General features: G+C 73.8%; 26 protein-coding genes and 1 pseudogene. 9 read left to right on the top strand and 18 right to left on the bottom strand.

Going from position 1 to position 24747, the window contains the following annotated elements:
• Positions 1-3 precede the first annotated feature (3 nt).
• Together ACOBQU_RS36965 and ACOBQU_RS36960 are read right to left on the bottom strand one after the other, a co-directional pair.
• The gene (locus ACOBQU_RS36965; protein WP_423633544.1) at positions 4-1377 is read right to left on the bottom strand and encodes a serine hydrolase domain-containing protein; all 1374 of its coding nucleotides are present in this window, start codon (positions 1375-1377) and stop codon (positions 4-6) included.
• A gap of 5 nt (positions 1378-1382) precedes the next feature.
• The gene (locus ACOBQU_RS36960; protein WP_423633543.1) at positions 1383-2318 is read right to left on the bottom strand and encodes a LysR family transcriptional regulator; all 936 of its coding nucleotides are present in this window, start codon (positions 2316-2318) and stop codon (positions 1383-1385) included.
• Between the two features lie 301 nt (positions 2319-2619).
• Here ACOBQU_RS36960 and ACOBQU_RS36955 point away from each other — a divergent pair, with 301 nt between their 5' ends.
• The 4 genes from ACOBQU_RS36955 to ACOBQU_RS36940 all read left to right on the top strand — a co-directional run bounded on the left by ACOBQU_RS36955 (position 2620) and on the right by ACOBQU_RS36940 (position 5736).
• A complete protein-coding gene (locus ACOBQU_RS36955) occupies positions 2620-3063 on the top strand; it encodes a cupin domain-containing protein (protein WP_423634966.1) in 444 nt (147 codons plus the stop codon).
• A gap of 369 nt (positions 3064-3432) precedes the next feature.
• Positions 3433-3798 (top strand): RNHCP domain-containing protein, encoded by a 366-nt coding sequence (locus ACOBQU_RS36950; RefSeq protein ID WP_423633541.1) that lies wholly within the window; start codon positions 3433-3435, stop codon positions 3796-3798.
• A 42-nt stretch (positions 3799-3840) separates the two neighbouring features.
• On the top strand, positions 3841-4278 hold the full coding sequence (locus tag ACOBQU_RS36945; RefSeq protein ID WP_423633539.1) for an RNHCP domain-containing protein: 438 nt from the start codon (positions 3841-3843) through the stop codon (positions 4276-4278).
• A gap of 252 nt (positions 4279-4530) precedes the next feature.
• On the top strand, positions 4531-5736 hold the full coding sequence (locus ACOBQU_RS36940) for a serine hydrolase domain-containing protein (RefSeq protein WP_423633537.1): 1206 nt from the start codon (positions 4531-4533) through the stop codon (positions 5734-5736).
• Here the strand turns inward: ACOBQU_RS36940 and ACOBQU_RS36935 are convergent.
• From ACOBQU_RS36935 to ACOBQU_RS36895, 9 genes and pseudogenes are all read right to left on the bottom strand, one after another.
• A complete protein-coding gene (locus ACOBQU_RS36935; RefSeq protein WP_423633535.1) occupies positions 5733-6164 on the bottom strand; it encodes an SRPBCC family protein in 432 nt (143 codons plus the stop codon). The genes ACOBQU_RS36940 and ACOBQU_RS36935 overlap by 4 nt on opposite strands.
• Positions 6165-6248: 84 nt before the next feature.
• Positions 6249-7238 carry a hypothetical protein gene (locus ACOBQU_RS36930; protein WP_423633533.1) on the bottom strand — a complete coding sequence of 330 codons (990 nt, stop codon included), beginning with the start codon at positions 7236-7238 and terminating at the stop codon, positions 6249-6251.
• Between the two features lie 334 nt (positions 7239-7572).
• Positions 7573-8721: a nitric oxide synthase oxygenase gene (locus tag ACOBQU_RS36925; protein ID WP_423633531.1), complete on the bottom strand. Its 1149-nt coding sequence runs from the start codon at positions 8719-8721 to the stop codon at positions 7573-7575.
• Positions 8718-9941, bottom strand: coding sequence for an MFS transporter (locus ACOBQU_RS36920; RefSeq protein ID WP_423633529.1), 1224 nt, complete (start codon positions 9939-9941; stop codon positions 8718-8720). The genes ACOBQU_RS36925 and ACOBQU_RS36920 overlap by 4 nt, the downstream gene beginning before the upstream one ends.
• A 46-nt stretch (positions 9942-9987) precedes the next feature.
• On the bottom strand, positions 9988-10710 hold the full coding sequence (locus ACOBQU_RS36915) for an NUDIX domain-containing protein (protein WP_423633528.1): 723 nt from the start codon (positions 10708-10710) through the stop codon (positions 9988-9990).
• 42 nt (positions 10711-10752) lie between these two features.
• A complete protein-coding gene (locus tag ACOBQU_RS36910; RefSeq protein ID WP_423633526.1) occupies positions 10753-11247 on the bottom strand; it encodes an LOG family protein in 495 nt (164 codons plus the stop codon).
• Between the two features lie 7 nt (positions 11248-11254).
• Positions 11255-11602: a hypothetical protein gene (locus tag ACOBQU_RS36905; RefSeq protein WP_423633524.1), complete on the bottom strand. Its 348-nt coding sequence runs from the start codon at positions 11600-11602 to the stop codon at positions 11255-11257.
• Between the two features lie 9 nt (positions 11603-11611).
• On the bottom strand, positions 11612-12181 hold the full coding sequence (locus ACOBQU_RS36900; protein WP_423633522.1) for a GTP cyclohydrolase I: 570 nt from the start codon (positions 12179-12181) through the stop codon (positions 11612-11614).
• 355 nt (positions 12182-12536) lie between these two features.
• Positions 12537-13924, bottom strand: a pseudogene (locus ACOBQU_RS36895) (STM4012 family radical SAM protein).
• A 193-nt stretch (positions 13925-14117) separates the two neighbouring features.
• Here ACOBQU_RS36895 and ACOBQU_RS36890 point away from each other — a divergent pair.
• Positions 14118-15242, top strand: coding sequence for a DUF1152 domain-containing protein (locus tag ACOBQU_RS36890; protein WP_423634964.1), 1125 nt, complete (start codon positions 14118-14120; stop codon positions 15240-15242).
• Between the two features lie 6 nt (positions 15243-15248).
• Here ACOBQU_RS36890 and ACOBQU_RS36885 read toward each other — a convergent pair whose 3' ends face one another.
• Together ACOBQU_RS36885 and ACOBQU_RS36880 are read right to left on the bottom strand one after the other, a co-directional pair.
• Complete coding sequence (locus ACOBQU_RS36885) at positions 15249-15710, bottom strand: hypothetical protein (RefSeq protein WP_423633520.1); 462 nt, start codon at positions 15708-15710, stop codon at positions 15249-15251.
• 206 nt (positions 15711-15916) lie between these two features.
• Complete coding sequence (locus ACOBQU_RS36880; RefSeq protein WP_423633518.1) at positions 15917-16300, bottom strand: tautomerase family protein; 384 nt, start codon at positions 16298-16300, stop codon at positions 15917-15919.
• Between the two features lie 306 nt (positions 16301-16606).
• Here ACOBQU_RS36880 and ACOBQU_RS36875 point away from each other — a divergent pair, with 306 nt between their 5' ends.
• On the top strand, positions 16607-17020 hold the full coding sequence (locus ACOBQU_RS36875; protein ID WP_423633516.1) for a MarR family transcriptional regulator: 414 nt from the start codon (positions 16607-16609) through the stop codon (positions 17018-17020).
• Positions 17021-17074: 54 nt separating this feature from the next.
• Here ACOBQU_RS36875 and ACOBQU_RS36870 read toward each other — a convergent pair whose 3' ends face one another.
• Both ACOBQU_RS36870 and ACOBQU_RS36865 read right to left on the bottom strand, forming a co-directional pair.
• The gene (locus ACOBQU_RS36870; RefSeq protein WP_423633514.1) at positions 17075-19048 is read right to left on the bottom strand and encodes a GTP-binding protein; all 1974 of its coding nucleotides are present in this window, start codon (positions 19046-19048) and stop codon (positions 17075-17077) included.
• A 155-nt stretch (positions 19049-19203) separates the two neighbouring features.
• On the bottom strand, positions 19204-20013 hold the full coding sequence (locus tag ACOBQU_RS36865) for an SAM-dependent methyltransferase (RefSeq protein ID WP_423633512.1): 810 nt from the start codon (positions 20011-20013) through the stop codon (positions 19204-19206).
• Between the two features lie 190 nt (positions 20014-20203).
• On the opposite strand from ACOBQU_RS36865, the gene ACOBQU_RS36860 reads away from it, so the two are divergent.
• Positions 20204-20764 (top strand): DinB family protein, encoded by a 561-nt coding sequence (locus tag ACOBQU_RS36860; protein WP_423633510.1) that lies wholly within the window; start codon positions 20204-20206, stop codon positions 20762-20764.
• 32 nt (positions 20765-20796) lie between these two features.
• Here ACOBQU_RS36860 and ACOBQU_RS36855 read toward each other — a convergent pair whose 3' ends face one another.
• Positions 20797-21735, bottom strand: a complete 939-nt coding sequence (locus tag ACOBQU_RS36855) for a TIGR03620 family F420-dependent LLM class oxidoreductase (RefSeq protein ID WP_423633508.1) — start codon at positions 21733-21735, stop codon at positions 20797-20799.
• Between the two features lie 141 nt (positions 21736-21876).
• Here ACOBQU_RS36855 and ACOBQU_RS36850 point away from each other — a divergent pair, with 141 nt between their 5' ends.
• Entirely contained in the window at positions 21877-22467 is a 591-nt protein-coding gene (locus tag ACOBQU_RS36850; protein WP_423634962.1) for a TetR/AcrR family transcriptional regulator, read from the top strand.
• A 112-nt stretch (positions 22468-22579) separates the two neighbouring features.
• Here ACOBQU_RS36850 and ACOBQU_RS36845 read toward each other — a convergent pair whose 3' ends face one another.
• Positions 22580-23458 (bottom strand): AraC family transcriptional regulator, encoded by an 879-nt coding sequence (locus ACOBQU_RS36845; protein ID WP_423633506.1) that lies wholly within the window; start codon positions 23456-23458, stop codon positions 22580-22582.
• A gap of 258 nt (positions 23459-23716) precedes the next feature.
• On the opposite strand from ACOBQU_RS36845, the gene ACOBQU_RS36840 reads away from it, so the two are divergent.
• A complete protein-coding gene (locus ACOBQU_RS36840) occupies positions 23717-24166 on the top strand; it encodes a hypothetical protein (protein ID WP_423633504.1) in 450 nt (149 codons plus the stop codon).
• Between the two features lie 63 nt (positions 24167-24229).
• Here the strand turns inward: ACOBQU_RS36840 and ACOBQU_RS36835 are convergent, their stop codons facing one another.
• On the bottom strand, positions 24230-24619 hold the full coding sequence (locus tag ACOBQU_RS36835; RefSeq protein WP_423633502.1) for a RidA family protein: 390 nt from the start codon (positions 24617-24619) through the stop codon (positions 24230-24232).
• Between the last annotated feature and the right edge of the window lie 128 nt (positions 24620-24747).

The raw sequence follows: 24747 nt of genomic DNA, 5'->3' as shown, positions 1-24747 counted from the left end.
ACCTCAGTCCTGGCTCGATCCCGTGCCGGACGGCACGGGCTTGCCGAGCATGGCGCACATCGAGGCCGTCATCAGCGCCTGCGAGGCCCCGTCCAGCTTCGGGAAGGCCTCCGAGAACTCGGCGAACGCCTCCGTCGTCACCAGGACGGACGCCGTACGACGGCCCGTGGAATCGGTGAAGTTGGTGCTGAAGTAGCCGGGGATGCCGCCGTCGTGGGCCCACAGGGTGCCGCACTCGGTGGTGATGTTGCTGATGCCGAGCCCGGCGCGGGGCCCGTCCGGCTGGTCCGGGGAGGTCGGCACGGTGGTGCGCATCTGCGCCAACTGCGCGGCGGGCAGCAGCTTCCCGGACATCAGCGCGCGGTAGAACCGGTCCCAGTCGCGGGCGGTGGACACGATGGCCCCGGCCGCCCCGCCCCAGGACGGGTTGTTGTCGGAGACGTCGACGCGGCCTTCGCGGGACGGCACGCCGCCGTACTCCCGGAACTCGGCGGGCACCCCCGGCGGCATGTGCGCCGCGTCGGGTTCCGTACCGAGGGCGTGGCGCCCCCTCCAGGTACCGTCCGTGGCGTAGTACGTGTGCGTGAGGCCGAGCGGGCGGGCGATCCGGTCGCGGACCAGGTCGGCCAGGCTGTCGCCCGTGACCTTCTCCAGGACGGCGCCGATCGCGGCGTAGTTGGTGTTGCTGTACGACCAGCGCGTGCCCGGCGTGAACAGCGGTTTGTGGCGCACGCCGAGCGCGAGGAGTTGCGCGGAGGTCCAGTGCCGCTGGTCCTTGCCGAGGAGCGAGGGCAGGATCGCGGGCTGCTGGGTGTAGTCGTACAGGCCGCTGGTGTGGTTGAGCAGCATGCGCAGGGTGATCGCCCCGCCGTCGGGCACCTGGCCGGGCAGCCAGGTCTCGATCGAGTCGGTCAGGGCGAGCTTGCCCTCGGCGACCAGTTGGAGCACGAGGGTGGCCATGACCGTCTTGGTGTTGGACCCCATGCGGAACTCGTCGTCCGCCCTCAGCCGGTGGTCCTTCCTGGCCCAGGGGGCCTGTTCGATGATCTCGACGGGTCGGCCGCTTCCGTCGTTCACCCGTACGATCACACCGGGCGCGCCCTCGGCCACCAACTTCTCTGCCAGCTGCTCCAGTTGGGCGCGCTGCCGGGCGTCCGCGCCGCCCCGCGCGGCGGACACCCCGGCGCCGTCCGGACGCTCCAGGGCCTGCCCCGGCTGCCCCAGGGCGACGACCAGACCGGCCGCGGCCGCCAGGGACGCCGCTGCCAGGAGGCGCGTGCGGCGGTGGGCACCGCGGGAAGTGCCTCGGCGCGGGCGCTCGGGGCGCCAAGACAGCTGTGTTGCAGGGGTGTTGCGGGATCTTGAGCTTGTTCTCATGCCGCTCAGCGTGGCGCACCGGCGGCCCGGGGGTCACTGTGGCATGCCACAGCCTTGGGGGTGGGGTCCGCCCTACCCTGCGCCCCCGCGGACGGCCGTTCGCGATAGGCGGTGACCGCGGCCCGTACGAACGCGCTCAGCGCGGGACTCGTCTCCTTCCAGGCCGCCACCACACGGCTCGGCGGCATGTCGGCCACGGGTACCACGGTGAGCCCCGGCGCCGGGGGGTGGCCCAGGAGGGTCATGCCGACCGTGCCGCCCCACAGCACGGCCTGTCGGCACTCGTGGACGGAGCGCACCACCGGGCCCTGACGGGGCTCCCCACCGCTCCAGTAGGACCGCCAGTGGGGATCGGTGCCTTCCGGGAAGGCGAACCAGCGCCGGTCGGCCAGATCGGCGAGGCGCAGGCGCTCGCGCCGGGCCAGCGGATCGTCGGCGCGCAGCAGCGCGCCGACCGGGTCGGCACGCAACTCCCGCACGGTCAGGCCGGTTTCGTCGAACGGCGCGCGGGTCAGGGCGACGTCGACGAGACCGGCGTGCAGCCCGCAGGTGGGGTCGGTCAGGTCGGTGTCGCGCACGCGGACCTCGACGCCCGGGTACCGCCGCCGGTAGGCGTCGGCCAGCCGGGTCGCGCCCGGGTCCGCGCCGTCCCCCAGGATGCCGACGGTGAGCGTCGCGGCACCGGCCGCCGCCGCGACGCGTCCGCGCACCCGGTCCGCCTGGTCCAGCAGGGACCGCGCCTCGTCGAGCAGGACCGCCCCCGCCGCGGTGAGCGCGACACCGGCGGAGGAGCGGTCGAACAGCGCGCACCCGAGATCGGCCTCAAGCCGCTTGACCGCGCGGCTCAGCGGCGGCTGGCTCATGTGCAGCCGGGCGGCGGCCCGGCCGAAGTGGAGTTCCTCGGCGACCACGACGAAGTAGCGCAGCACGCGTAGCTCCATGCCGCGACGATACCCACACCCTCGGCACCCGCCGATATCCACACCCTCCCTACCCGACACCCCCATACCCGATACCCGCGCGGTATCGAGGCGACGGAACGGGTCTTGGACAGCCACGGCCGCTGAGTCGTGCAATCGAGGCATGACCCACGAGGAAGCGCCCCGCGCCTACCTGCCGTACGACGCCACCGCTCACGACAGCAGTGCCCCCGCCGACCAGGCCGGGCGCCGCACGGCCGACGACCCCCCAGCCCAGCCGCCCCACACCAGCGAGCCCACCCCCACACCCCCGGCGGTCTCGGTGGTGCGCCCGGGCGAAGGCGAGGTGCTCGCCCTGGGCAGCACCCGCATGCGCGTCCTGGAGGACGGCAGCCACACCGCGCACCGCCTCGGCGTCACCGAGTCCGTCCTCGCGCCCCACACGCCCGGCCCGCCGCAGCACCGCCACACCCAGCACGACGAGGGCTTCTACGTGGTCTCCGGCACCGTGCGCTTCACCATCGGAGACGAGGAGCACGACGCCACCCCGGGCACCCTCGTCGTCATACCGCCCGGAGCGCCGCACACCTTCGCCAACGTGACCGGCCAACCGGCCGTCCTGCTCAGCATGTTCACACCGGACCTCTATGTGCAGTACTTCCGGGACCTCCAGGCCCTGGCCGCCGAGGGCCGGGCGATGACCCCGCAAGCACACCTGCGGACGATGCGCCGCTACGCCACCGAGCCCGCCGCCGACGGCGACTGAGCGCGGCTGAGCACACCGCGTCGCCGGGCCCCGGGAAAATCGCTGGCGGGGGCGGCGCGGGCGTGGTTAGCCTGGGCGCCGTCCATCTGAACGCATACCGGGGCGTGCTCCCGGTGACTGGGCCCCGTGCCCTTGGAGAGGGTGTCTTGATGTCCCGGCCCGCGCCGAGTGCGCCTCGACGAACCGCGTGAGCGACCGTCCGCTTCCGCCGCCGCTGCCGTGCGGCGACCTCCGCCGCCACCGCCGCGCGGCGACCGGACGACCTCTTCCGGTGCCCCGACCCACGCCTGTGGGCCGGTCCTCCTCGTAGCCGAGGCCGCTCGGCCTGCTCTTGCTGTCCCGTACGACCTTTCAGCAAGGAGCACCCGGGTGTCCACCCACAACACCTTCAACACCCTCACCATCGACACCTTCACCTGCGCGTGGTGCGGCCTGACCGTGTCCGCCGCCACCGCCGACGGCACGCGGCGCAACCACTGCCCGTCGTGCCTGCACTCGCGGCACGTCACCGACCACGTCGAGGGCGGCCCGAGCGACTGCCACGGCCGGATGACGCCGATATCCATCGCCGTGCTGCGCACCGGCGACTGGACGGTCATCCACCGCTGCGTCCGCTGCGACGAGCTGACCTCCCACCCGATCTGCGCCGACGACAACCAGCTCATCCTGATGCGCATGGCCGTCCGCCCGCTCGCCCAACCCCCCTTCCCGCTCGAAGCGTTCGGGACGCTGTGACCCGTACCGGACAGGAGGAGACGAGGAAGCGGGAGAACAACCGTGCCACGACGCAACAACGCACACGACCGGGCCCCGGCCCGACGCCGCCCGCAGCGCCACAAGGACGCCCCGCACCGCCACGGCGGCGGACACCGCGCCGACGCCTTCAAGTGCGTCGGCTGCCGCCTCGACGTGCCGCTGGCCGCCCCGGGCACCGCGCACCGCAACCACTGCCCGAACTGCCTGGTCAGCCTGCACGTCGACCAGCGGATCCCCGGTGACCGCGCCGCCACCTGCCGGGGCCGGATGGAGGCCCTGAGCATGTCCGCGCGCGGGGACGGCGAATGGCTGCTCATCCACCGGTGCCTGAGCTGCGGGGAGCTGAGCGCCAACCGCATCGCGGGCGACGACAACCCGCTCGCCCTGGTGCGCCTGGCCCTCAGGCCGCTCCAGGGCGCGGGCATCGGCATCGCCCACCGGACGCTGCTCACCCTGTGACGGCACCCCGGGCCACGGGAAGACCGGCGACCGCGCCGCTTCCCGTGGCCCGCACGCACATTCCGCGGGCCCGCCCGCACGTGACGCCGGGCCTACTCCGCCGCCCCCTGGCCGCCGTACACTGCCCCCGGCAAATGATCTTGCTTGGCCACCCACTCGCCCAGCAGCCCGACCAGCCACTTGACCGACAACTCGACCAACAGTCTCGATCAACACTCGACCAACTCCTTGACCACGTGGGGGAACACACATATGTCCCAGCGCCCGACTCGACGCGGCCGGACCCTCCTCAGGAGCGCCGCCGTCGCACTCAGCGCCGCGGTGACCCTGACCTGCGCCGCCGGAACCGGCACCGCCGCCGAAGCACCCGCGCCCCGCGGCCACGACGCCACCCAGCGCGCCCTCGACGCCCTTGAGCGGGCCGGAATGCCGGGCGTGGCCGCCGAGGTGCGGACGCCGCGGGGGAAGTGGTTCGGCTCCGCCGGGTACGCCGACACCACGACGCAGCGCAAGCGCACCCCCGCCGACCACCTGCGCGCGGGCAGCAACACCAAGTCCTTCGTCTCCGTCGTGCTGCTCCAGCTGGAGGCCGAGGGCAAGCTGGACCTGGACGACTCCGTCGAGCGCTGGCTGCCGGGCGTGCTCCGCGGCAACGGCTACGACGGCACCAAGGTGACGGTCCGTCAACTCCTGAACCACACCAGCGGCGTACACGACATGGTGTCCACCCCGGAGTGGCGCGCGTACATGAACGGCCCGGGCTTCCTCGTCCACCGCTACGAGACCTGGACCCCCCGGCAGATCGTCGACTTGGCCCTGAAGTACAAGCCCGACTTCGAGCCCGGTACAAGCTGGAACTACTCCAACACCAACTTCGTCCTCGCGGGCATGATCATCGAGAGGGTCACGGGCCACGGCTACGCGCACGAGGCCGAGCAGCGCATCATCAAGCCGCTGAAGCTGCGCGAGACCACGTTCCCCGGCACCGACCCCACGATGCCCGCGCCGCACCCCGTGGGCTACTCCAAGCTGTACGCGCCCGACCCGGGCCCCGAGGTCTACGACGCCACGGAGTACAACCCGGCGTGGTCGGGCGCCACCGGCGAGATCATCAGCACCACGGGCGACCTGAACCGCTACTACAGCGCCCTCATCAAGGGCGAGCTGCTGCCGCCCGCGCAGCAGAAGGAACTCCTCGACACCGTCAGGACGGGCACGTTCTTCGACTACGGCCTGGGCCTGATCGTGCGCACCCTGTCGTGCGGGGTGAAGGTGTACGGCCACGACGGCATCGTCTGGGGCTCGCTGACCAGCTCGGCAACCACGGCCGACGGCAGGCACACCCTGACCTTCCACCTCAACGGCGACTGGCTGGAGGACGGCAAGCCCTACGAGGACGTCTTCGAGGCCGAGTTCTGCGCCAAGGACACCAAGGGCGGCAAGGACGCCAAGGGCTAGGAACCGGCCGGGCGGCCGGGGTCGGACTCAAGGAGCGCCTTGAGGCGGTCGAGGTCGGCGGCGACGGTGGCGGCGTCACGCGCGAAGTCGGCGTCGCTCATCTCCGGCTGGCGGCGCAGGGTGAACACCACCTCGCTGCCCGTGCCGTCGGCGATGACGCGGACCGGGTTGTGCAGGGTCCGGCCGGAGGGCAGCGTGACGTCGTGGTCGAGGACGCCCAGGCCGTTGGGCGGGGTGAACGCGACCACGACCCGCCCCAAGAGGGACGACTCCGCGACCCATCGGCCCCCGGTCCTCGCGATGTTGTCGCTGAGGCCGTGTGCCCACGCGGGCATGTTCTCGGGCTGCGAGGCGTAGGCGTAGACGGCGTCGGCGCTCCGGTCGACGCGGACGCTGAGGTGACGTGACTCTTTGGAGGCGCTGTTCATGGTGGCGACGGTAGTCGGCCGTCGCCACCGTCCTCTTGAACGAATCGGACGTCCCCGGCCCCGCCCGGGGGGGCCGCGGCCCGGTCAGGCGTACCGCTCGACCCGCACCTGCGCGGGCGGGTACGGGTCGAAGGAGGTCGTGCCCACCGACCAGTACTCCCCCGGCGCCCCCGGGATGGGCGTCAGCGCCGTGGGCAGATACGTGCGGGGGGTCTCGGGGCCGCGTTCGCTGACCCACGCGGCGCCGTCCCAGCGCAGGTAGTGGGCGCGCTTCTGGTCCCAGAAGTCCCAGCCCGTGATGCGGTCGGGGCGGCCGTCGGCGTCCCCGACGATGCCGCTGAGCAGGCCCACGCCGAAGGGCGCCTTGACGCCGCTCCACCGCGTGCCGTCCCAGTGCTCCAGCTTGACCGAGGGCGGCTTGCCGGGCGGTCCGCCCACGCCGTACGCGTGCCCGGTGATCCACACGTCGTCGTGGGCGACGGCCAGCAGCCCCGAGACCGTGGCGCGAAGACCGGGCAGGAACGGCACCACCGTCCATGTGCCGTCCCAGCGCGCGATGACGTCGCCGTACACCCAGACGTCACCGCTCGCGGCGACCGTCACCCCGTACGGCGTCGGCCGGGGCGCGTCGGGCAGCGGCGGGCACCAGCGCCACGTGCGGCCGTGCAGGCCCAACAGCGCGGCTCTGCCGCCGTGTTCGCCCACCGCCCAGACCTGGCCGTCGCGTCCGGCGGCGATGTCGAGGAGCCGGGTTCCGCTCTCGCCGCGGCCGGGGAACGCCGTCTCGCGCCAGTTCGCGCCGTCCCAGCCGAGGAGCTGGTCGCGGCCCTTGCTGTCCGTGCCGACGGCCCAGGCCCGGGAGGCGTCGACGGCGGCGACGTTGCGCAGCGCCCCGGTGTACGCCAGGTGGGACAGGTCGGTGCGGGTCCAGGCCGTGCCGTCCCAGACGAGGGCGATCGGCGTGCCGACCGTCGCGCCGTTGATGCCCTGCTCCCCCACGGCCCAGGCCCGCCGGGGCCCGGCGGCGGCCACTCCGTACAGGCGGGCGGCCTCCTGTCCCGCGGGCGCGGGCACCTCCTGCCACCCGGCCGCGGACGGCCGCCATAAACCGGCTCCCGACGGCCCCCGGGCCCCGGCCGTGCCGGTCAGGGGCGGCGCCGCGGACGCGGACACCGTCGGCAGGCTCAGCCCCGCCGCCGCGGCGGCGACCAAGCCGCCGACGAACCTTCGTCTTCGCATCGAGAGGCTCCCTTCCCGTGGGAGGTAGGAGAGACGAGAGGGTCCTCACCCTCAACTGGCCGCGCGTGGGCGTCAATACGCGCGCGTGCGTGATGCACGCGTTTCGGCCCGCGAAGCGCGCGCCTCACCCTCCCGGGGAAGGGCCCGTCGCCCTCCCGGGGAAGGGCCCCTAAGGGGCGAAGCCGTCGGTCGGTGCCGGGGGCTGGTACAGGAACGCGGGGTGGCGCTGCTCGGTGTCGTAGTAGCGGTGGAAGACGGGGGTGGCGGCGCCGGACAGCGGCGGCACGATCCACGACCAGTCGGCGCCCACGGCCCGCCCGGCGCGCTCCTCGCGGGCGAGGTGCGCCAGGAACCGCCGGGACTCGGTGTGGTGGTCGGTGATGGTGACGCCCGCCTTGTCGTACGAGTGGAGCACGGCGACGTTCAGCTCGACCAGGGCGCGGTCCTTCCACAGCGAGCGGTCGCTGGACGTGTCGAGGCCCAGGCGGCGGGCGAGGTCCGGCAGCAGGTCGTAGCGGTCGGTGTCGGCGAGGTTGCGGGCGCCGATCTCGGTGCCCATGTACCAGCCGTTGAAGGGCACCAGCGGGTAGCGGACGCCGCCCGCGGCCAGGCACATGGCGCAGACGGCGGGGACCGCGTACCAGCGCAGGCCGAGCCGGGCGAACCACGGGTGGTCGGGGTGTTCGAGCGGCACCTGGAGCACGGCGGAGTCCGGCAGCTCGAACCAGCGGGGCTTCTCGCCGCGCCCGTGCACGATCAGCGGCAGGACGTCGAAGGGGGTGCCGGGGCCGCCCGGCCAGCCCAGGTGCCGGGCGGCGGCGGTGAGTTCGGCGCTCACCGGGTCGCCGAGGACCGTGCCGTCGGGGCGCGGGTAGCCCGCGTACCGCACCAGCTGGTCGTTCCAGACGCGCGGGGCGGGCCGTCCGGGACGGTCCGGGGCGAAGACGGTGACGCAGGGCCGTACGCGTCCGCCGTTGGTGGCCAGCTCCAGGTGGCGGACGCACTCCGCGGCTATCCCGTCGGCGCTGTCCACCCCGCGCCGGTCCCGCACGGTGAGCGAGCGCCAGTACAGGCGGCCGATGCAGCGCACGCTGTTGCGCCAGGCGACCTTGGCGGCGAAGTCCAGCTCCCGCGCGGTGTGGGTGTAGGTGCCGGTGCGGGAGATCTCCGCGGTGACTTCCGCGAGGCGCCGCCCGGGCGGCCCGGCGTCGGGGTTCTCGCGGTGGTACAGGGCCAGGAACTCCGCCGCGAGCGCGCGGACGGCCTCCGGCGCCGGGTCGGCGGCGTCGGCTGGCGGGCGGTGCTCGCCCGCGGTCACGGGACCCGCCCGTGCCGTGCGCCCCGCGGTGTCGACAGCGCCCACAGCGCGGTGGTCGCCGCTCCGAAGGCCGCGCCGAGCAGCGCGACCCCGGTCCACTCGAACCGGGCGTACGCCAGGGAGGCGAGCGCCGAGCCCGCGGCTCCCGCCAGGAAGTACGTCGTCATGTAGGCGGCGGTGAGCCGGGAGCGGATCTCGGGCGCAAGCCGGTAGATCTCGCTCTGGTTGGTGATGTGCAGGGCCTGCGCCGCGAGGTCGAGCACCACGACGCCGAGGACGAGGACCGGCAGCACGGTGCCGCCGAGGCCCAGCGGCAGCCACACCACGAGCAGCAGGACGGACGAGGCGCCGGTCACCACCGGCGCCAGGCCCCGGTCCGCGAGCCGCCCGGCACGGGCCGCGGCGAGCGCCCCGGCGAGCCCGGCCAGGCCGAACAGGCCGATCACCCCGGGCGAGTACGCGTACGGCGGATCGGACAGCAGGAAGGTCAGGGCGGTCCACAGCACGCTGAAGGCCCCGAACGACAGCGCCCCGTACGCCGCGCGCAGCCGCAGCACCGGCTCGGCGGCGAAGAGCCGGAACACCGAGGCCACCAGGCGCCGGTAGCCGGGCGCGCCCTCCTCCTGGTAGCGGGGCAGGAACAGGGCCGTCGCGCCCGCGAGCAAGGCCATCGTTCCGGCGGCGCACCAGTACACGGCGTGCCACCCGGCCCACTCGGCCAGCGCCCCGGCCGCGGTGCGGGCGAAGAGGATGCCGCACAGCAGTCCGGCCATGACGGTGCCCACGACGCGGCCGCGCTCCTCGGGGGCGGCCAGCGACGCGGCGTACGGCACCATCACCTGGGTGCTGACGGAGCACAGGCCCACCAGGCCCGCGCCCAGGAACAGGGTCGGCTCCGAGCGGGCGGTCGCCATGAGCACCAGGCTCGCCGCGCAGGCCGAGGACAGCACGACGATCAGACGGCGCCGTTCGAGCAGGTCGCCGAGGGGCAGGATGAGCAGCAGGGCCGCCGCGTAGGCGCTCTGGGCCACGGTCACCAGGAGACCTGCCTGCCCTTCCGGCAGTCCGAGGTCGGTGCCGATGTCGGCGAGCAGCGGCTGCACGTAGTAGTTGTTGGCCACGGACAGGCCGGTGCCGACGGCGAGCAGCGCGACCACGCCGCGGCCGAGGCCGGTGGCCGGTCGGTGCCGCGCGGGGTGCGGGGTGAGCGGTGCGGTCATGGCTGCTTTCCTCGTACGGTCACCGTGGGGGTGCTCCTCGTGCGGGTCACGGTGGCGGGCTCTCCTCGGCCCGCGCCTTCGCCAACCGCTCCTCGATACCACGCCCTTGCCAGCGCGGGTGGACCACCACGCGCGGGGGCGCCGCCGCTCGGCCGGTGGGCGGTGGCCCGGCGCAGCCCACGAGGAAGCCGCCCAGGGCCGCCACGTGCGTGGGCGCCCCTCGGTCGGAGGCGGGGTCGGCGGGCGCCCGCGCCCCCAGCAGCCGCCGGATGGCGCGGCGGTCCGCCCCGGTCGCCGCCCTGATGTGCGGCGCCGCCGACCGGTCGCGCGGCGCGGCGGACAGCGCCTCGCGCAGGATGGCGGCGTGGTCGAAGGCGAGGCGCCGCTCGGCCCCGGCGTCCGGGAAGTGGTCCGGGGGCGCGGGCAGCGGCTGCCACCAGGCCGCCGCGGCGTCGTCGCCGCCGCGCACCCGTGGCGCCGTGGGCAGCAGCGCCGCGTACGTCAGGCTGACGTAGCGGCCGCGGGGGTCGCGGTCCGGTGCGGTGCGCCAGGTCAGCGGCACGAGGTCGGCGTCGGTGGCGTCGAGGCCGGTCTCCTCGCGCAGTTCGCGGCGGGCCGCGGTGGCGGCGTCCTCGTGGGCGTCGACCTTTCCGCCGGGCAGTGCCCAGCGGCCCTGGAACGGCTCCTTCCGTCGGCGGACCAGCAGCAGGTGCCAGCCGTCGTCGTGCGCGAGCACCACCAGGTCGGCGGTCAGGACGGTGGTGCTCATCGGGCCCTCCCTGCGGTCGGCCGGGTGCCGCCCGCCCCGCGGTCAGGGGCTCGGGGCGGCACGGAACGCGGTCAGGCGCGCGGCGAGTTCGTCGGTGGAGCCGAGGTAGTCGACCCCCGGCAGGCGGGTGGTGTGCTCGCCCACCGCCCAGACGGTCGTTCCGGCGTCGACGGCCACGATCATCTCCTGGAGCGCGCCGTGCGAGCCGGGGACGGCGACCATGGCGTGGGCGACGCTGGCGAGCACGATGTTGCGGCCGTTGGCGGTGAGGCCGGTGTCGAGGCGGAGGTCCACCTCGGCGTGCGGCTGGGTCGTGCGGTTCGCGAGGCCCGGCAGCAGGCCGAGCACGCGGCCGCCGCTCTCCTTCGCGCCGCGCGCCGCGGCCTCCATGGCGCCGCCGAGCCCGCCGGTCACCAGCAGGCAGCCCGGCTGCCGGGCCACGATCCCGCCGACCTCGTGGGCCAGTTCGTACACCTCCGGCGGGCAGTTGCGGCCCTTGCCGACGACGGCGATGAGGGTGTCCGGCCACTTCTCCACGCGTGCCTCAGCTCTCTCTCGCGGTCCCTCTCGCGCGCAGCCCGAGGGCGAAGAGCGCGTCGACGAAGCCGATCATCCGCTTCTCCCGGCTGACCTTCGGCGAGGTGTCGGAGTGCTCTCCCTGGGACTCGTACAGGTGCAGGCGCTCCTCGGACACGGCGACCACCCGGCGGCCGATCTCCTGGAACTGCTCCTCGTTGATGCGTCCGCAGTCCAGGGCGTCCGTGCAGCGCCCGTACGCGGCGAGCGGGCCCACGGTGTGCACGGAGCAGGTCTGCAGCGCCTGCCGCATCTGGTCGGCGAGTTGGCGCACGTCGTCGTCGGCCGGGGGCGCGGGCCGTGCTCCCTGGTCCATGTGGCTCACCTACCTCCCCAGGAAGGCCGGTTTCTCCGCGACGGCGCTGGCCCACAGCGGCGCCCAGTAGAGTTCCTCGCGCAGTACGCCGCGCCGGTCGATCACCGTGACGACCTCCTGGCTGGGGGCGCTGGTGCGCAGCGCGATGCAGCAGTGCGCGCTGCGCAGGATCAGGGCGATGCCCTTCGGCTGGAGCCGCGCCTCAAGGAAATTCACCGCGTCGACGACCAGCCGCTCGTTGAGCTGGGGCTGGCGCGCGAGGTAGTTGAGGCCCTTCTTGAGCTTGGAGTAGCCCGCCACCTTGCGGTCGGGTACGTAGCCGAGGTGGGCGATCCCGAAGGCGGGCGCCAGGTGGTGCTCGCACAGCGACACGTAGTGCACGTCGTTCACCAGGACCAGGTCCTGCATTCCGGGGTTGTCGAAGACCTTGAAGTCCTCCTCGATGTCGATGTCGCCCGGATTGATCGACTGTGCGTACAACTCGGCGACCCGGCGCGGGGTCTGGGCCATCACCTCGCTCTTGTCGCCCTGGCCGAGGCCGCGCAGCAGCTCGGTGATGGCGTTCTCTATCACGTCCACGTCCACCGGCTTGGGGGAAGCGGTAAGTGGGGGTGCTCTGGTTCCGCCATCGTGCCACCCTTCAGGTCCTCGTGGCCCGCACCTCGGGCGGAACGCTCGGGACACTTCTGTGAAGACAGCTACTGGGAAAGCCGCGTTACTAGGGAAACCGGGTAACTCGGGAAGGCGTGCTCCTGGGGAAGCCGTGATACTCGGGAAGCGCTGAGCGCACCGAGCAGAGGCCAGGCTAGAAACGCTTCGGTAGCCGGTCAACCAGTGAGCGGTGAAAACCCGTCAGACGTTGTTGTGACGCCTGTGCACGGTAATGCGCCGGAGTCGTTTCCCTTTCCCCGTCCACCCCGCGCGGGGGTCGCGCTCACTTGTCCTGATAGCTCGCCATGCCTTCCTTGACGCGCGGGGAGAAGAACAGCGGGCCGATGGCGTCAGCCCAGGCCATGCCCTCCGGGGTGAGCCGCAGCACCGTGTCCTCGTCGGCGTGGAGCCAGCGCTTCTCGCGGAGCAGCGCGAATTCGGCCGGAAAATCGTCCACGGGCGCCGTGCCGAAGAGCCGCCGGTAGCCGCTGACCGACAGGCCGACGGTCTCCAGGAGCCACTGCAGGACGTGCATCCGGCGCCGTTCGCCGTCGTCCATCCGGAAGGCCCACTGGACGCGGCGGAAGGCGTCCGACGGGGTCGCGATGTAGTCGTCGATGATGCGCCGCACCTCCGGCACGGCCACCGCGTAGTCGGTGGTGTAGTGCAGGGAGGTGGTGAACGAGCGGGCGCCGACGCCGAGTCCGACCATCCCGGCCTGCTGGTTGTACTCGCCGATGCTCGTGTCGTCGGCCCGGTCGGCGGCGGGGGTCCCCAGGCGCCGGAAGACCCGCATCGACGTCTGCTCGTACCCGGCGGCCAGCAGGTGGTCGCGGCCGTACCGGTACAGCCGCAGCCGCTGCTGGTCCCACTCCTTGCCGTCCTTGTCGTGCCGGGCGCTCAGGCCGGTCAGGGGGCGTACGTACAGCGGGTACAGGTAGATCTCCTCGGGCCGCCAGGCGAGGGCGGCGTCCAGGGAGACGCGGAAGGAGCGCTCGGTCTGGCCGTCGATGCCGTAGATCAGGTCGATGTTCAGGACGGGGAACGCGGCCTCGCGCAGCCTGGCCAGGGCCGCCTCCACCTCCGCGCGCCGCTGCGGCCGTACGGCGGCGCGGGCCTCCGCGTCGACGAAGCTCTGCACGCCGATGCTGAGCCGGGTGGCGCCGCGCTCGGCGAGCACCGCGAGGCGGTCGGCGGTGGCGGTGGCCGGTGAGGTCTCCACCGACCAGGGGACGGCGGCGAGGTCCGCGCCGAGGGCGGTCTCGCAGAGGTCGCAGAGCCGGGTGAGTTCGGCGGCGGTGAGGTAGGTGGGGGTGCCCCGCCGAACGCGGACATCAGGAAGCGCACCGGCCGTCCGCTCGCCTCCAGCGCTTCACGGGTCACGCGCGCCTGCCGTTCCAGCGTGTCCAGAAAGGCGCGGGTCGTGTCTTCCGGAGCTCCCGTGCGGGTGAAGAGATTGCAAAATCCGCAGCGCATCTCGCAGAACGGTATATGCACGTAGAGCGAGAGGGAGTCGAGCTGCTCGTGCTGCCATAACTCGCTCAGTAACGGCCCGTCGTCCAGGCGTCGGTAGGCCTTTTGGTGCGGGTACACGTAGACGTACTGCTGATAGGGGGTCGGAGGGGAAACCGGACTTCCCTCGGCCGTCCGGACGGGAGCGGTGGCGGTCATGGACAACACCTTCCCTCTTCCTGAAAGGGAACGGGAATACGACTGCGAAGAACGATAGCGGTAGGGGGAACCGACGCGTAGGCGTGAATGCGGCCCCGTGCGCCGGAGGCGGTCGCGGTGGCCGCTCGGCGCGCCGGGACGGGTGAAAGGAAACCGGCGCCCGTAATGACCCGAGGGGGTAACGGCATTGACTGTGAGAGTTCTCGTCGCCGCGGGCGGCGGCGGTGACGCGATCACCACCGCGATGGTCCACGCGGCGCTGCACGGCGACGAGTCCCCGGCGCTCGTCCTGACGTACGCCTGGGAGCGCCTGGTGGTCGATCCGGTGCCCGGCCCCCGGCGGCACACGGACTTCACCGGCACGGTGCGCCTCAGCGACGAGCTGTATGTGATCACGCCCGGGTCGGCGCCGGTGCCTCCGGCGGGCTCGCTGCTGCCCCGGCTCGCGGCCGATCTGCGCCCCGCGCTGGGCCTCATCGACCCGTACGGGGGCGCGGTCGGCCTCGCCCGGCAGATCGCCCAGGCCGTGGAGCACTGCGGCGCCGACCGCGTCGACGTGGTGGACGTCGGCGGGGACGTGGCCGCCGACGGGTGCGAGCCGACGCTGCGCAGCCCGCTGGGTGACGCTCTCGTCGTGGCGGCCTGCCGACGCGTGGGCGTGCCGTGCGACGTGTACGTCGCGGGGCCGGGGCTCGACTCCGAGGTGCCCGCGGCCGATCTGCTGCCGCGGCTGCCGGAGCCGGAGTTCGTCCTCACCGCCGCGCACACGCGCTGCGTCAGCGGGGTCTTCTCCTGGCATCCGTCGGAGGCGAGCGCCCTGCTGGTGGCGGCGGCCCGCGGTGTCCGGGGCGTGTGCGGCACCCGTGACGCGCCGGACCCGGTGGTGCTCGGCCCGGCCAGCGCCCAGGTGTACCGGCTGCCGCTGGCCCGTGTCCTGGAGGTCAACCGGCTCGCCCGGGCGCTCGACGGGACCGCCGGCCTGGCGGAGGCCGAGGAGGCCAGCCGCTCGGTGTGCGGCTTCTCCGAAGTGGCCCGCGAGCGTGACCGCGCCCGTCGGCTGGAGACGGCGCCCGGCCCGCGCCGGGACGGCGCCCTGGACGGCGCCTCCCTCTACCAGCGGTTCCTCACCTGGGAGCGGGCCACGGCGGCGGCGGGCATCCAGTACGTCACCACCCGCCGCTTCGCCGAGGAACTGGCCCTGACACAGGACGCCCTGACGACGCTCCGCGCCCACCTGAGCAGCACCACCCCGGCCCGGTCGGTGCCGCCGCTGTGGCAGCTCCGGGCCGCCACGGGGCCTGCCCGGCGGGGGAGGTGAACCGCGTCAGAACGTCCGCGTGGTGTGCCACGTGGCCTCGCTGCCGGGGCTGCCGGGGTGGGCGAGGTCGGTGCTGACGCCGCGGAGGCGGCGGTCCGGCTGGAGGGAGCCGATGCAGCGGCCCTCACGGCCGTCGGCCCAGTCGATGAGGAAGGAGATGTACTCGCCGTCGACGAAGCCCTCGGTGACGGTGCCGGTGGAGCGGCTGTCGGTGGCCGTGCCGCTGAGGTTGCCCCGGGCGTCCTGCGTCAGGGTGAGCGTGGCGTCGATCCCTGTGCTCTGGTACATGGTCCAGGTGCCGCTGGCGTTGAACCCGGGGGCCTTCACCTGGGGCGCGGCGGGTGCGGAGTGCGGGCGGGCGGTGGGCGCGGCGCCCGCGGCGGGCGCCAGGAGGGTGCCGCCGAGACCGGCGGCGAGGGCGACGGCGGCAGCGGCGCACCTGGTGCGCGTACGGAATCCCTTGTGCATGCGGAACCCCCTCCATGCGGGGCCAGTTGATCCGACATGAGCGGTACGTCCATGAGCGGTACTGCGGGGCCATCAGCAGGATAGGCCCCCCGCCCCGCGGCACAGTTCACTCATTCGTGTGAGGCCGTCGGGACCGCGTGACACCGTGTGCGACCGCGGCCGACGCCGGGAGGGTCGCCACCGCCCCCTGAGCGATGGCCCGGCGATCAGACCACCGCGCCCGCCACCCCCGTGCGCCCCTCGGGGACACCGGCGATCGTCACGATCACCTCCTCGCGGACGGCCTCGCCGAGCACGTCGGCCAGGGCGTCGGTGATGGCGGCGACCAGGCGGGCCGGGGCGTCCGGGACCTGGGGCAGGTGGTAGGCGGCCTCGCGCATGCTGAGCGTGACGTGCGGCGCGACCCGGTCGGTCGGCTCGCCTCCGACGCCCCGCCGACGCTGCGGGACGCCGATGAGGTCCACGCCCACGAGCCGGGAGAACTCCTGGCCGAAGACGGCGCCGACCGCGTCGGTGAGGGCGCTGATCAGCTTCGGTTCGACCGTCCCGTCGAGTGTCTCCTCGCGGATGTGCAGGCTGAAGTGCGGCATGGGGCAGCTCCGTTCACGCCGTGGATACGATGGAAACCAACTGGCTTTGCCAGCAAAACCTCTTTGCACTCAAAGGTAAATCTCGAAGGGTGTGCGATGTCAAGACCCACGGCGGGCGGCGCCGCGGCGGCGGACGACGGGAGCCACAGGAACGGCGGGCACGACGGGAGCCACAGGAACGGCGGGAACGGCGGGAGCCACAGGAACCGCGGGAACGGCGGGGGCGACGGACGCGGCGGGCACGGCGCGGGCAACGGGAACGGCGGCGCCGGGGTCGACGACGCCGTTCGCGCCCTGCTGCTTCTCATGCCCCGGTTGGTCGGCCGGGCCAAGAAGATCCCCGTGCCCGAGGCGCTGCGGTCCTTCGCGCTGGCGCCGCGCCACCTGTCGCTGCTCTCCTATCTGCTCCTCGACGGTCCGATGACCGTCAACGAACTGGCCGCCCGGCTGCGCGTCGCGCCCACCACGGCCAGCCTGCTGATCGGCGACCTGAGCCGGAAGGGCATCCTGGAGCGGCGCGAGGACGACCGGGACCGGCGCCGACGGATCATCGGGATCGCAGCCGAGCACCAGGCCGCGATCGCCGCCTGGCTGGCGCCGGGCGCGGCGGCGTGGCGCACCGCGCTCGCTCCGCTGACGCCGGACCAGCGCCGCATGGTCGTCGACACGTTGCTGGCGTACGAGGCGGCGGTCGGCGGCGGGGAGAGCGAGCAGGGGTGAGCCGGAACCCGGGCGCGGACGGCCTCGGCCGGGCCCGGGGCGCGGCCGTGCGGCTCACACCCTGCGGTGCACGTGCAGCAGGTACTCCTCGCGGTGCAGCGGATTGTGGTCCGTGCGCTGCCGGGTGCGCGGGGTCGCGGCGGGGCGGTGGTGGTCGAAGGCGGTCTCCAGGACGCCCTCGCCGCCGGTGAGTTCGGGCAGCTCCTGCTCCAGGCCGTGCACCTGGTCGGCGGGCAGCGCGCCCTCGACGACGTACGCGTCACCGTGGGCGACCGGCGGTCCCGGCACCGCGCGGCGGCGGGCGAGCGCCAGGGACACGGGCGCGTACGCCTCCTGCGGCAGCTCCAGGCGGAAGTGGTGCATCGGCTCGTGCACGACCGTGCCCGCCCGGCGCAGCGCGCCCATCAGGACCAGCGGCGTCAGACCGCGGAACTCACCGGCCGTGCTGCGGATGCTGCAGAAGCCGGAGTGGGTCATCGTCACCACGCAGTCGGGCACCCGCCAGCCGTACAGGCCCTGCCGCAGCGTGGTGTGGACGGTCTCCTCGACGGCCCGCATGTAGGCGGGCGGCAGCGAGCCGAGTTCGACCTCCCGGCGGAAGACGACGCCGCCGCCGTCCTCTCCCGGCTCGACGCGCAGTCCCACCGTGGCGTAGAACGGGTTCCCGTCGTGGTCGAGGACTTCGTACGCGGCTCCGGTGCCGCTGACCCGCTCGACGCAGATCGGCGTGGTCGCGCGGAAGGAGACCGCGATGCCGTACTCGTCGGCCAGGGTGGCGGCGAGCACCTCCTTCTGCACCTCTCCGTACAGGGACACCGACAGCTCACGGCCGCCCGCGTCCTGGCGCAGCCCGATCAGCGGGTCCTGCTCGGCGAGTTGGGTGAGGGCCAGGTGCAGGGCGCCCTGGTCGGCGGGGTCGGCGGGCACCACGGCGGTCTCCAGGGACGGCGGGGCGAAGACGTGGCCGTACGCCCGCCCGTCCGGCTCCCGGCCGATCACGTCCCCGATGCGTACGGAGCCGAGGCCGCGCAGCATCGCGATGGACCCGGCGCGCGCCGCCGTCCCGCGTGTCACCGCGCCCCGTTCGAAGACCGCCACGTCGGTGACCTTCGCCTCCGCGCCCGCCACCAGGACGCGCTCGTAGGCGTGGAGCCGACCGGAGAACAGCCGGGTGTACGCGATCTTCTCGCCGCCCTCGCCGCGCTCCACCTTGAACACCCGCCCCGACAGCGGTCCTTGGGCGTCGCCGGGCGCGGCGGGCAGCAGGTCCTTGATTCCGTCGACGAGGTCGGCGATGCCGGTGCCGGTGATGGCCGAGCCGACGTACACCGGGTGCACCCGCCCCGCGTGGGTCTGCGCGGCGAGCGCGGTGCGCAGCCGTGCGTGTGTGGCGGCGCGCGGGTCGGCCACGTACGCCTGGAGCAGGGCGTCGTCGTGGAGGGTGAGGGTGTCGAGCAGGCGCCGGGTGAACGCGGGGTCGTCCGGGGCGAAGGCCTCGGCGCGGGCGGCGCGCGTGCCGAGGCCGCTCGCGATCCGCCCCATGGGGAGCACCGGCACGCGGAGCTTCCGCTCGATCTCCGCCAGGACCCGCTGGTCGTCGGCGCCGCGCCGGTCGGCCTTGTTGACGAACACCAGCGTGGGGAGGGCGAGCCGCTTGAGCGTGCGCATCAGGAGCCGGGTCTGCGGCTGCACCCCTTCCACGGCGGACACGACGAGCACGGCGCCGTCGAGGACGCCGAGGACACGCTCCACCTCGGCGATGAAGTCGGGGTGGCCGGGCGTGTCGACCAGGTTCACGGAGACCGCCGCGTCCCCGTCGCCCAGCGGGAAGTTGGCCACGGCGGACTTGATGGTGATGCCGCGGCGGCGTTCCAGGTCCAGGGTGTCGGTGCGGGTGCTTCCGGCGTCGACGCTGCCGATCTCGTCGATGACCCCGGCCGCGTACAGCAGCCGCTCGGTCAGGCTGGTCTTACCGGCGTCGACGTGGGCGAGGATTCCCAGGTTGAGCGTGCGTGGCGTGGTGCGCACAGAGCGTCATGTCCTTCAGGTCGATGGTCGTTCCTTTCGTGGGGGACATGAACGGTCGGCGCATCCGGCTCGGCTCCTTCGTCGTGAGGGGTGGTTCAGGGAGAACCGTCACACAGGGGGAGCGCTGGCGTCGACGGAATTTCGGCGGGGCGCCGTCACGCGGCGGGGCCGCCCGGCTTGCGGGCCACGCCTCCGTAGAAGCCGATGGTCTCGCTTCCGGGGGGCGGCGGGGCGTCGGGGCGCCAGTACGGGACCTGCGCCAGGCCCGGTTCGACGAGGTCGAAGCCGTCGAAGAACCGCTCGACCTCGGGGCGGGAGCGCAGGTTCAGGGTGGCGGTGGCCTTGCTGTAGACGGCCTGCGCGGCGGTGCGGTCGGCGAAGTCGCCGGTGGCGTGCGACAGGATCAGACAGCTTCCGGGGGCCAGCGCGTCCCGCAGGGTGGCGACGATCCGCTCGGGCCGCTCCGCGTCGGTGACGAAGTGCAGGATCGCGACGAGGAGCAGGGCGACGGGCCGGTCGAAGTCGATGACGCGGCGCACGTCGGGGTGGTCCAGGACGGCCCGCGGGTCGCGCAGGTCGGCGAGGACGGTGCTGGTCGCGTCGGAGCCGCCGAGCAGGGCGTTGGCGTGGGTGTGCACGATCGGGTCGTTGTCGACGTACGCGACGCGGGCGTCCGGCGCCAGTGCCCGCGCCGTCTCGTGGACGTTGGGCGGGGTGGGCAGGCCGGTGCCGATGTCGAGGAGCTGGCGGACGCCGCCGCCGACCACGTGGCGCACGGCGCGCTGGAGGAAGGCGCGGTTCGCCCGGACGCCGATGCGGGCCTCGGGCGCGGCGGCCACGAGGTCCTCCCCGGCGCGCCGGTCCACCTCGTAGTTGTCCTTGCCGCCCAGCAGGTAGTCGTAGATCCGCGCGGGGTGCGGTCTGCTCGTGTCGATCTCCCCGGCACGTATGCCGTCCTGCCTCACGCGACGCTCCTCTCCACGGCCGTGCGGGCGCGAGGGCCCCGATGCCCCCGCCGCCCGCCGACGGCTGCGCACAGCCTGCCACACCAACTCCCCCGCCCCTGACAGCAGTTCCTGGTCAGGGGCGGCTTCGGTGGCGGGTCCCGGCAACAAACCACTGGCGGGCCCGGCCCCCGCGCACGACCATGTGCGCATGAATGATCACCCCGAGCGCTGGACCCAGGCGACCGTCTATCCCGACATGTGGACCGACCCGGACGACGACCCCCGCGACAGCGACGGCGTCAGCCCGGACGGCGAACTGCCGACGCTCCAGGACTTCCTGCGGAACTACCGCATCACCCTGCTGATGAAGTGCGAGGGCCTGGACCCGGAGCAGCTGGCCCGCCGTTCGGTGCCCCCGTCGACGATGTCGCTGCTCGGCCTGGTGCGGCACCTCGCCGAGGTGGAGCGGGACTGGCGCAACTGGATCACCGACGGCGAGCCGCTGCCGAAGCTGTACGGCGCGCGCGACGCGGACTTCCACGGGGCCGTCGCCGACCAGGCGGTGGTCGACGCCGCGTACGCCGACCTGGCGCGCGAGCAGGCCGCGCTCGACGCGGCGCTGGCCGAGCACCCGGACCTGGGCGAGCGGGTCGGCAAGGACGGCATCGCGATCCGCGAGCTGATCGTCCACATGATCGAGGAGTACGCCCGGCACTGCGGGCACGCGGACCTGCTGCGGGAGTGCGTGGACGGGCGCGTCGGCCAGTAGGCGGGACCGGCGGCCGCGGAGGGCGGCCCGGGTTACCCGGCGGCGCCCGCCAGGGCCGTGCCCGCGACGGCGGGGGCCAGCTCGCGCCACTCCCGCTCCGGCAGCCCGGACGGATCGGCGGTCAGCACCTGGAGGCAGACGTGGTCGGCCCCGGCCTGGAGGTGCCGCTCCACGCGGCGGCGGATCGCGTCCGTGTCCCCGTAGGCGACGATCGCGTCCAGCAGGCGGCGGCTGGGGCCGCCGACGATGTCCTCGTCGCCGAAGCCGAGGCGGCGCACGTTGGCTTCTTGGTGGGGTGCCATGGCCAGGTATCCGGCGACGTGCCGCGCGGCCACCTCGCGGGCCCGGTCGAGGTCCGTGTCGAGCACCACGGCCTGCTCGACGGCGAGGCACGCGTCCGGGCCCATGATCTGCCGGGCCCGCGCGGTGTGCTCGGCGGGCACGAAGTAGGTGTGGGCGCCCCAGGTGCGCGCGGCGGCCAGGGCCAGCGTCTTCGGGCCGAGGGCGGCGAGGACGCGGCGCGGCGCCGGGTCCGGTGCGGGGCCGTGCGCGGGGGCGGCGTCCATGGAGTCCAGGTAGGCGCGCAGGGTGTGCACTGCCCTGCCGCGGGTCGGCACGGGGTAGCCGTCCACCTCGTGCACGGTGGCGTCGACGCGGTGCCCGCCGAGGCCGAGGACGTAGCGGCCGGGGAACGCCTCGCCGAGCGCGCGCTCCGCGGCGGCCGTGGTGTTCGGCTCGCGGAAGGCGATGTTGGCGATGCCGGAGGCGACGGTGACACGCCGGGTCGCGGAGAGCAGCAGCCAGGCCTGGCCCACCGCGTCGCGCCCGAACGCCTCTCCGTACCAGAGCGCGCCGTAGCCCAACTCCTCCACTTCCGCGGCCGATTCGCGCACCCGCCCGGCGGGCTGCCCGTCGTAGGCGAAGGTCCAGATCCCGACCCGGCCGAGCTGTGTCGCGGCGCCGTCCGTCATGCCCACTCCTTGATCACGTCTTTGATCACGCTTTCCGGAGAACCTCTCCGGTTGACGTCGGCTACGATACGGAGAACTTCTCCGCTTGGCTATCCCCGCAGGGCCACCCCGCTCCGAAGGGCAGGACGATCGATGACATCGATGACGCCGGGAAGCGGGCGCGGCCTGGACGCGCCGCGCCGCACGGACGCGCGCCGCAACCGGGAGCGCCTGGTGGCCGCCGCGCAGGAGGTGTTCGCCGAGGCGGGCCCGGGGGCGTCCCTCAATGAGATCGCCCGCCGCGCCGGAGTGGGCCCCGGGACGCTGTACCGCCACTTCCCCCACCGCCAGGCGCTGTTGTCGGCGGTGCTCAGGGACCGCGTCCAGGCGCTGTGCGAGCGGGCGGAGGGGCTGCGTGGAGCCGAGTCCCCCGACGACGCCCTGGCCGAGTGGCTGGCCGCGTTCCTGGCGCACGCCCGGGCCCATCAGGGCATGGGCAGCGCCGTGATGGTCGACGAGCCAGGCGTCACCGGCTTCGACTGCCACCGGCTGATCCTGGACGCGGCGGCGGCCCTGCTCACCCGGGCGCAGGAGCACGGCACGGCCCGCGCCGACCTGACCGCCGACGACCTGGTCCACCTGGTCACCGGCATCGCGCTGGCCACGGCCCACGACGAGGACGCCGGGCGCGCCGGGCGCCTCCTCGGCCTGGTGCGGGACGCCGCGCACGGGGCGCCGCGCGGCGGCGACTGAGGCCCTACGGCGACCGAGCCCCGCGGCGACTGGGCTCCGCGACGGCTGAGCCCCAGGGCGGCTGAGCCCCAGGGCGACCGAGCCCCGCGGCGGCTGAGCCCCGGGGCGGCCGTCAGCCCCTCGCCCGGTCCCCTTCGCGCTCCACCGGCAGCCACAGCTCTGCGTCCGCCTCCGCCCCGTCCGGGGACATGCGGGTGCGCAGGATCTCGGGGCCGGGGCGGCTGCGGTACGGGTTGGACGGGAACCACTGCGTGAACACGTCCCGCCACAGCTCCTGGATGGCCCGCGGCACGGGCCCCGAGGTGGTGAACACCGCCCAGGTGCCCTCGGGGACGGGCAGGACGACCGTCCCCTCCGGGGCGTCGGCCGAGGTGATCACCCCGTGGTAGTAGTCGAGTTCGGTGCCTTCGGCGCGGCTCGGGTCCAGGTCGTCGCAGACCGCGACGACGCCCCGCGGCTCGTCGTCCGACAGTTCCTCAAGCCGCTCCACGTCCCGCGGGTCGATGCCGCGGACGAAGTCGACGATCGCCTGGTTCGGTCCGCTGTGCACCAGAGGTACGCGGGCCTTGCGGCCCACCACGCGGAAGCCCGGCCGGTCCACGACGCGGTAGCGCATGCTGCTGTTCCCTTCGACGGTGAGGCGGAAGGACAGCCGGGGCTGGGCCACGAGCGCGGCGCCGGTGCGGCGGGCCTCGCCGGGTCCGACGCCGTGCAGGGCGCGGAACGCCCGGGCGAACGCCTCGCCGGAGCCGTAGCCGTAGCGCACCGCGATGGCCAGCAGCGGCTCGCGCCCGGCGAGCACCTCGGCGCCCGCGACCGTGAGCCGTCGGCGCCGCACGTACTCCGACAGCGGAACGCCCGCGAGCGCGGAGAACAGACGGCGCAGGTGGTACTCCGACGTGGCCGCGACGCGCGCCAGTTCAGCCACGTCGATCTCCCGGTCGAGCCGCCGCTCGATCAGCTCCAGGGCCTGGTTGAGCCGCTCCAGCACGCCCGGCCTCCTTCCTCTTTCGTGCTCGCCACGCTAGGCGGGCGATCCCCCGCGGCACCCGACATTCCCTGCCCGATGCGGTCGGGTGCGCGCGTCCGCCCACGGCTGCCGCATCAGCCGCACGACCCGTACAACCCCCGCGCCCGGTGGCGTGTCTTCCTCTCTGACGCCTCCGTCACTGGCATCTTCGTCACTGACACCCGCGCCACCGGCACCTTCGCCATCGGCGTCTCCGCACTCGTTCCAACGGGGGAACACATGAGCCTGAACCGCATCCGCACCCGTCGTGGCACGGCCGTGGCCGCTGCCCTCCTCATGGCCGTGGGCCTCGGCGCCGCCGCTGCCGCACCGTCCAGCGCGGGCACCGCGGCACCGCGGACGCAGACGATCGCGTCGTCCGTCCTCGGCAGCGACTACAAGGTCACGCTGACCGCGCTGCGCTCCACGCAGGACGAGTACGCCGCCTCCGTGCGCCTCCAGGTCTACAAGCAGGCCGACGGCGCCTGGAAGGAGTCCGACCGCGTGACCGTGGGCGAGGTCGACGGCTGGTTCTGGTACCCGCTCACCGGCAGGGGCGCCGTCTGCGAGTTCTCCACGGCCAGCACCGAGCCCGCGCCGCTGACCGTGAGCCTGCTGGTCACGCCGTCGATCGGCTGCTCCGACCCGGCGCACTTCACGGTCAAGGACGGCAAGGTGTACGCGGGCTGAGCCGGAGGTTCCGGGTGCGTGGGCACCACGCACCCGCCCTCGTCGGCCCTGGCGGCCGGGCCGTCACGCGGCGGCCCGGCGCGCGTACACCTCGATCTCGATCTTCATGCGGGGGTCGGCGAGGCCGCACACGAGCATCGTCGCCGCCGGGCGGACGTCGCCGAAGCGGCGGCGCAGGACCGGCCAGCAGGGTTCGAAGTCCGCGCGCTCGGGCAGCAGGTAGCGCACCCGGACCACGTCGGCGAAGCCGCAACCGGCCTCGGCGAGCGCCGCCTCGATGTTGCGCAGGCACTGCTCGGCCTGCTCCACCACGTCGTCGGAGATCGTCATGGTGGCGTAGTCGAAGCCGGTCGTGCCGGACACGTGCACCCAGTCGCCGTCGACCACGGCACGGGCGTAGCCGATCTGCTCCTCGAACGTCGAGCCGCTGAGGATCGCGCGTCGCTCTGTCATGCGCCGAACGCTAGGTGACCAGCGCGGATACGTCTAATACGGCGTCCGGCAGCACCCGGCATCCCCGGGCGTATGGGGCGCCCTGACAGCGGCGTACGGGGTGCCCTGATACGTCTGGGCGCATGGAG

The organism is Streptomyces sp. G45, from assembly GCF_049542095.1.
GTDB lineage: Bacteria > Actinomycetota > Actinomycetes > Streptomycetales > Streptomycetaceae > Streptomyces.
Note: the sequence above shows the minus strand (reverse complement) of the source record. Positions and strands in the feature narration are given on the sequence as shown.

Coding starts and splice junctions, on each gene's coding strand:
- ACOBQU_RS36840 (WP_423633504.1), top strand. CDS start 23,717: ATGAGCCTGAACCGCATCCGCACCCGTCGTGGCACGGCCGTGGCCGCT.
- ACOBQU_RS36965 (WP_423633544.1), bottom strand. CDS start 1,377: ATGAGAACAAGCTCAAGATCCCGCAACACCCCTGCAACACAGCTGTCT.
- ACOBQU_RS36960 (WP_423633543.1), bottom strand. CDS start 2,318: ATGGAGCTACGCGTGCTGCGCTACTTCGTCGTGGTCGCCGAGGAACTC.
- ACOBQU_RS36905 (WP_423633524.1), bottom strand. CDS start 11,602: ATGGACCAGGGAGCACGGCCCGCGCCCCCGGCCGACGACGACGTGCGC.
- ACOBQU_RS36875 (WP_423633516.1), top strand. CDS start 16,607: ATGCCCCGGTTGGTCGGCCGGGCCAAGAAGATCCCCGTGCCCGAGGCG.
- ACOBQU_RS36850 (WP_423634962.1), top strand. CDS start 21,877: ATGACGCCGGGAAGCGGGCGCGGCCTGGACGCGCCGCGCCGCACGGAC.
- ACOBQU_RS36885 (WP_423633520.1), bottom strand. CDS start 15,710: ATGCACAAGGGATTCCGTACGCGCACCAGGTGCGCCGCTGCCGCCGTC.
- ACOBQU_RS36880 (WP_423633518.1), bottom strand. CDS start 16,300: ATGCCGCACTTCAGCCTGCACATCCGCGAGGAGACACTCGACGGGACG.
- ACOBQU_RS36915 (WP_423633528.1), bottom strand. CDS start 10,710: ATGAGCACCACCGTCCTGACCGCCGACCTGGTGGTGCTCGCGCACGAC.
- ACOBQU_RS36835 (WP_423633502.1), bottom strand. CDS start 24,619: ATGACAGAGCGACGCGCGATCCTCAGCGGCTCGACGTTCGAGGAGCAG.
- ACOBQU_RS36935 (WP_423633535.1), bottom strand. CDS start 6,164: ATGAACAGCGCCTCCAAAGAGTCACGTCACCTCAGCGTCCGCGTCGAC.
- ACOBQU_RS36920 (WP_423633529.1), bottom strand. CDS start 9,941: ATGACCGCACCGCTCACCCCGCACCCCGCGCGGCACCGACCGGCCACC.
- ACOBQU_RS36860 (WP_423633510.1), top strand. CDS start 20,204: ATGAATGATCACCCCGAGCGCTGGACCCAGGCGACCGTCTATCCCGAC.
- ACOBQU_RS36855 (WP_423633508.1), bottom strand. CDS start 21,735: ATGACGGACGGCGCCGCGACACAGCTCGGCCGGGTCGGGATCTGGACC.
- ACOBQU_RS36940 (WP_423633537.1), top strand. CDS start 4,531: ATGTCCCAGCGCCCGACTCGACGCGGCCGGACCCTCCTCAGGAGCGCC.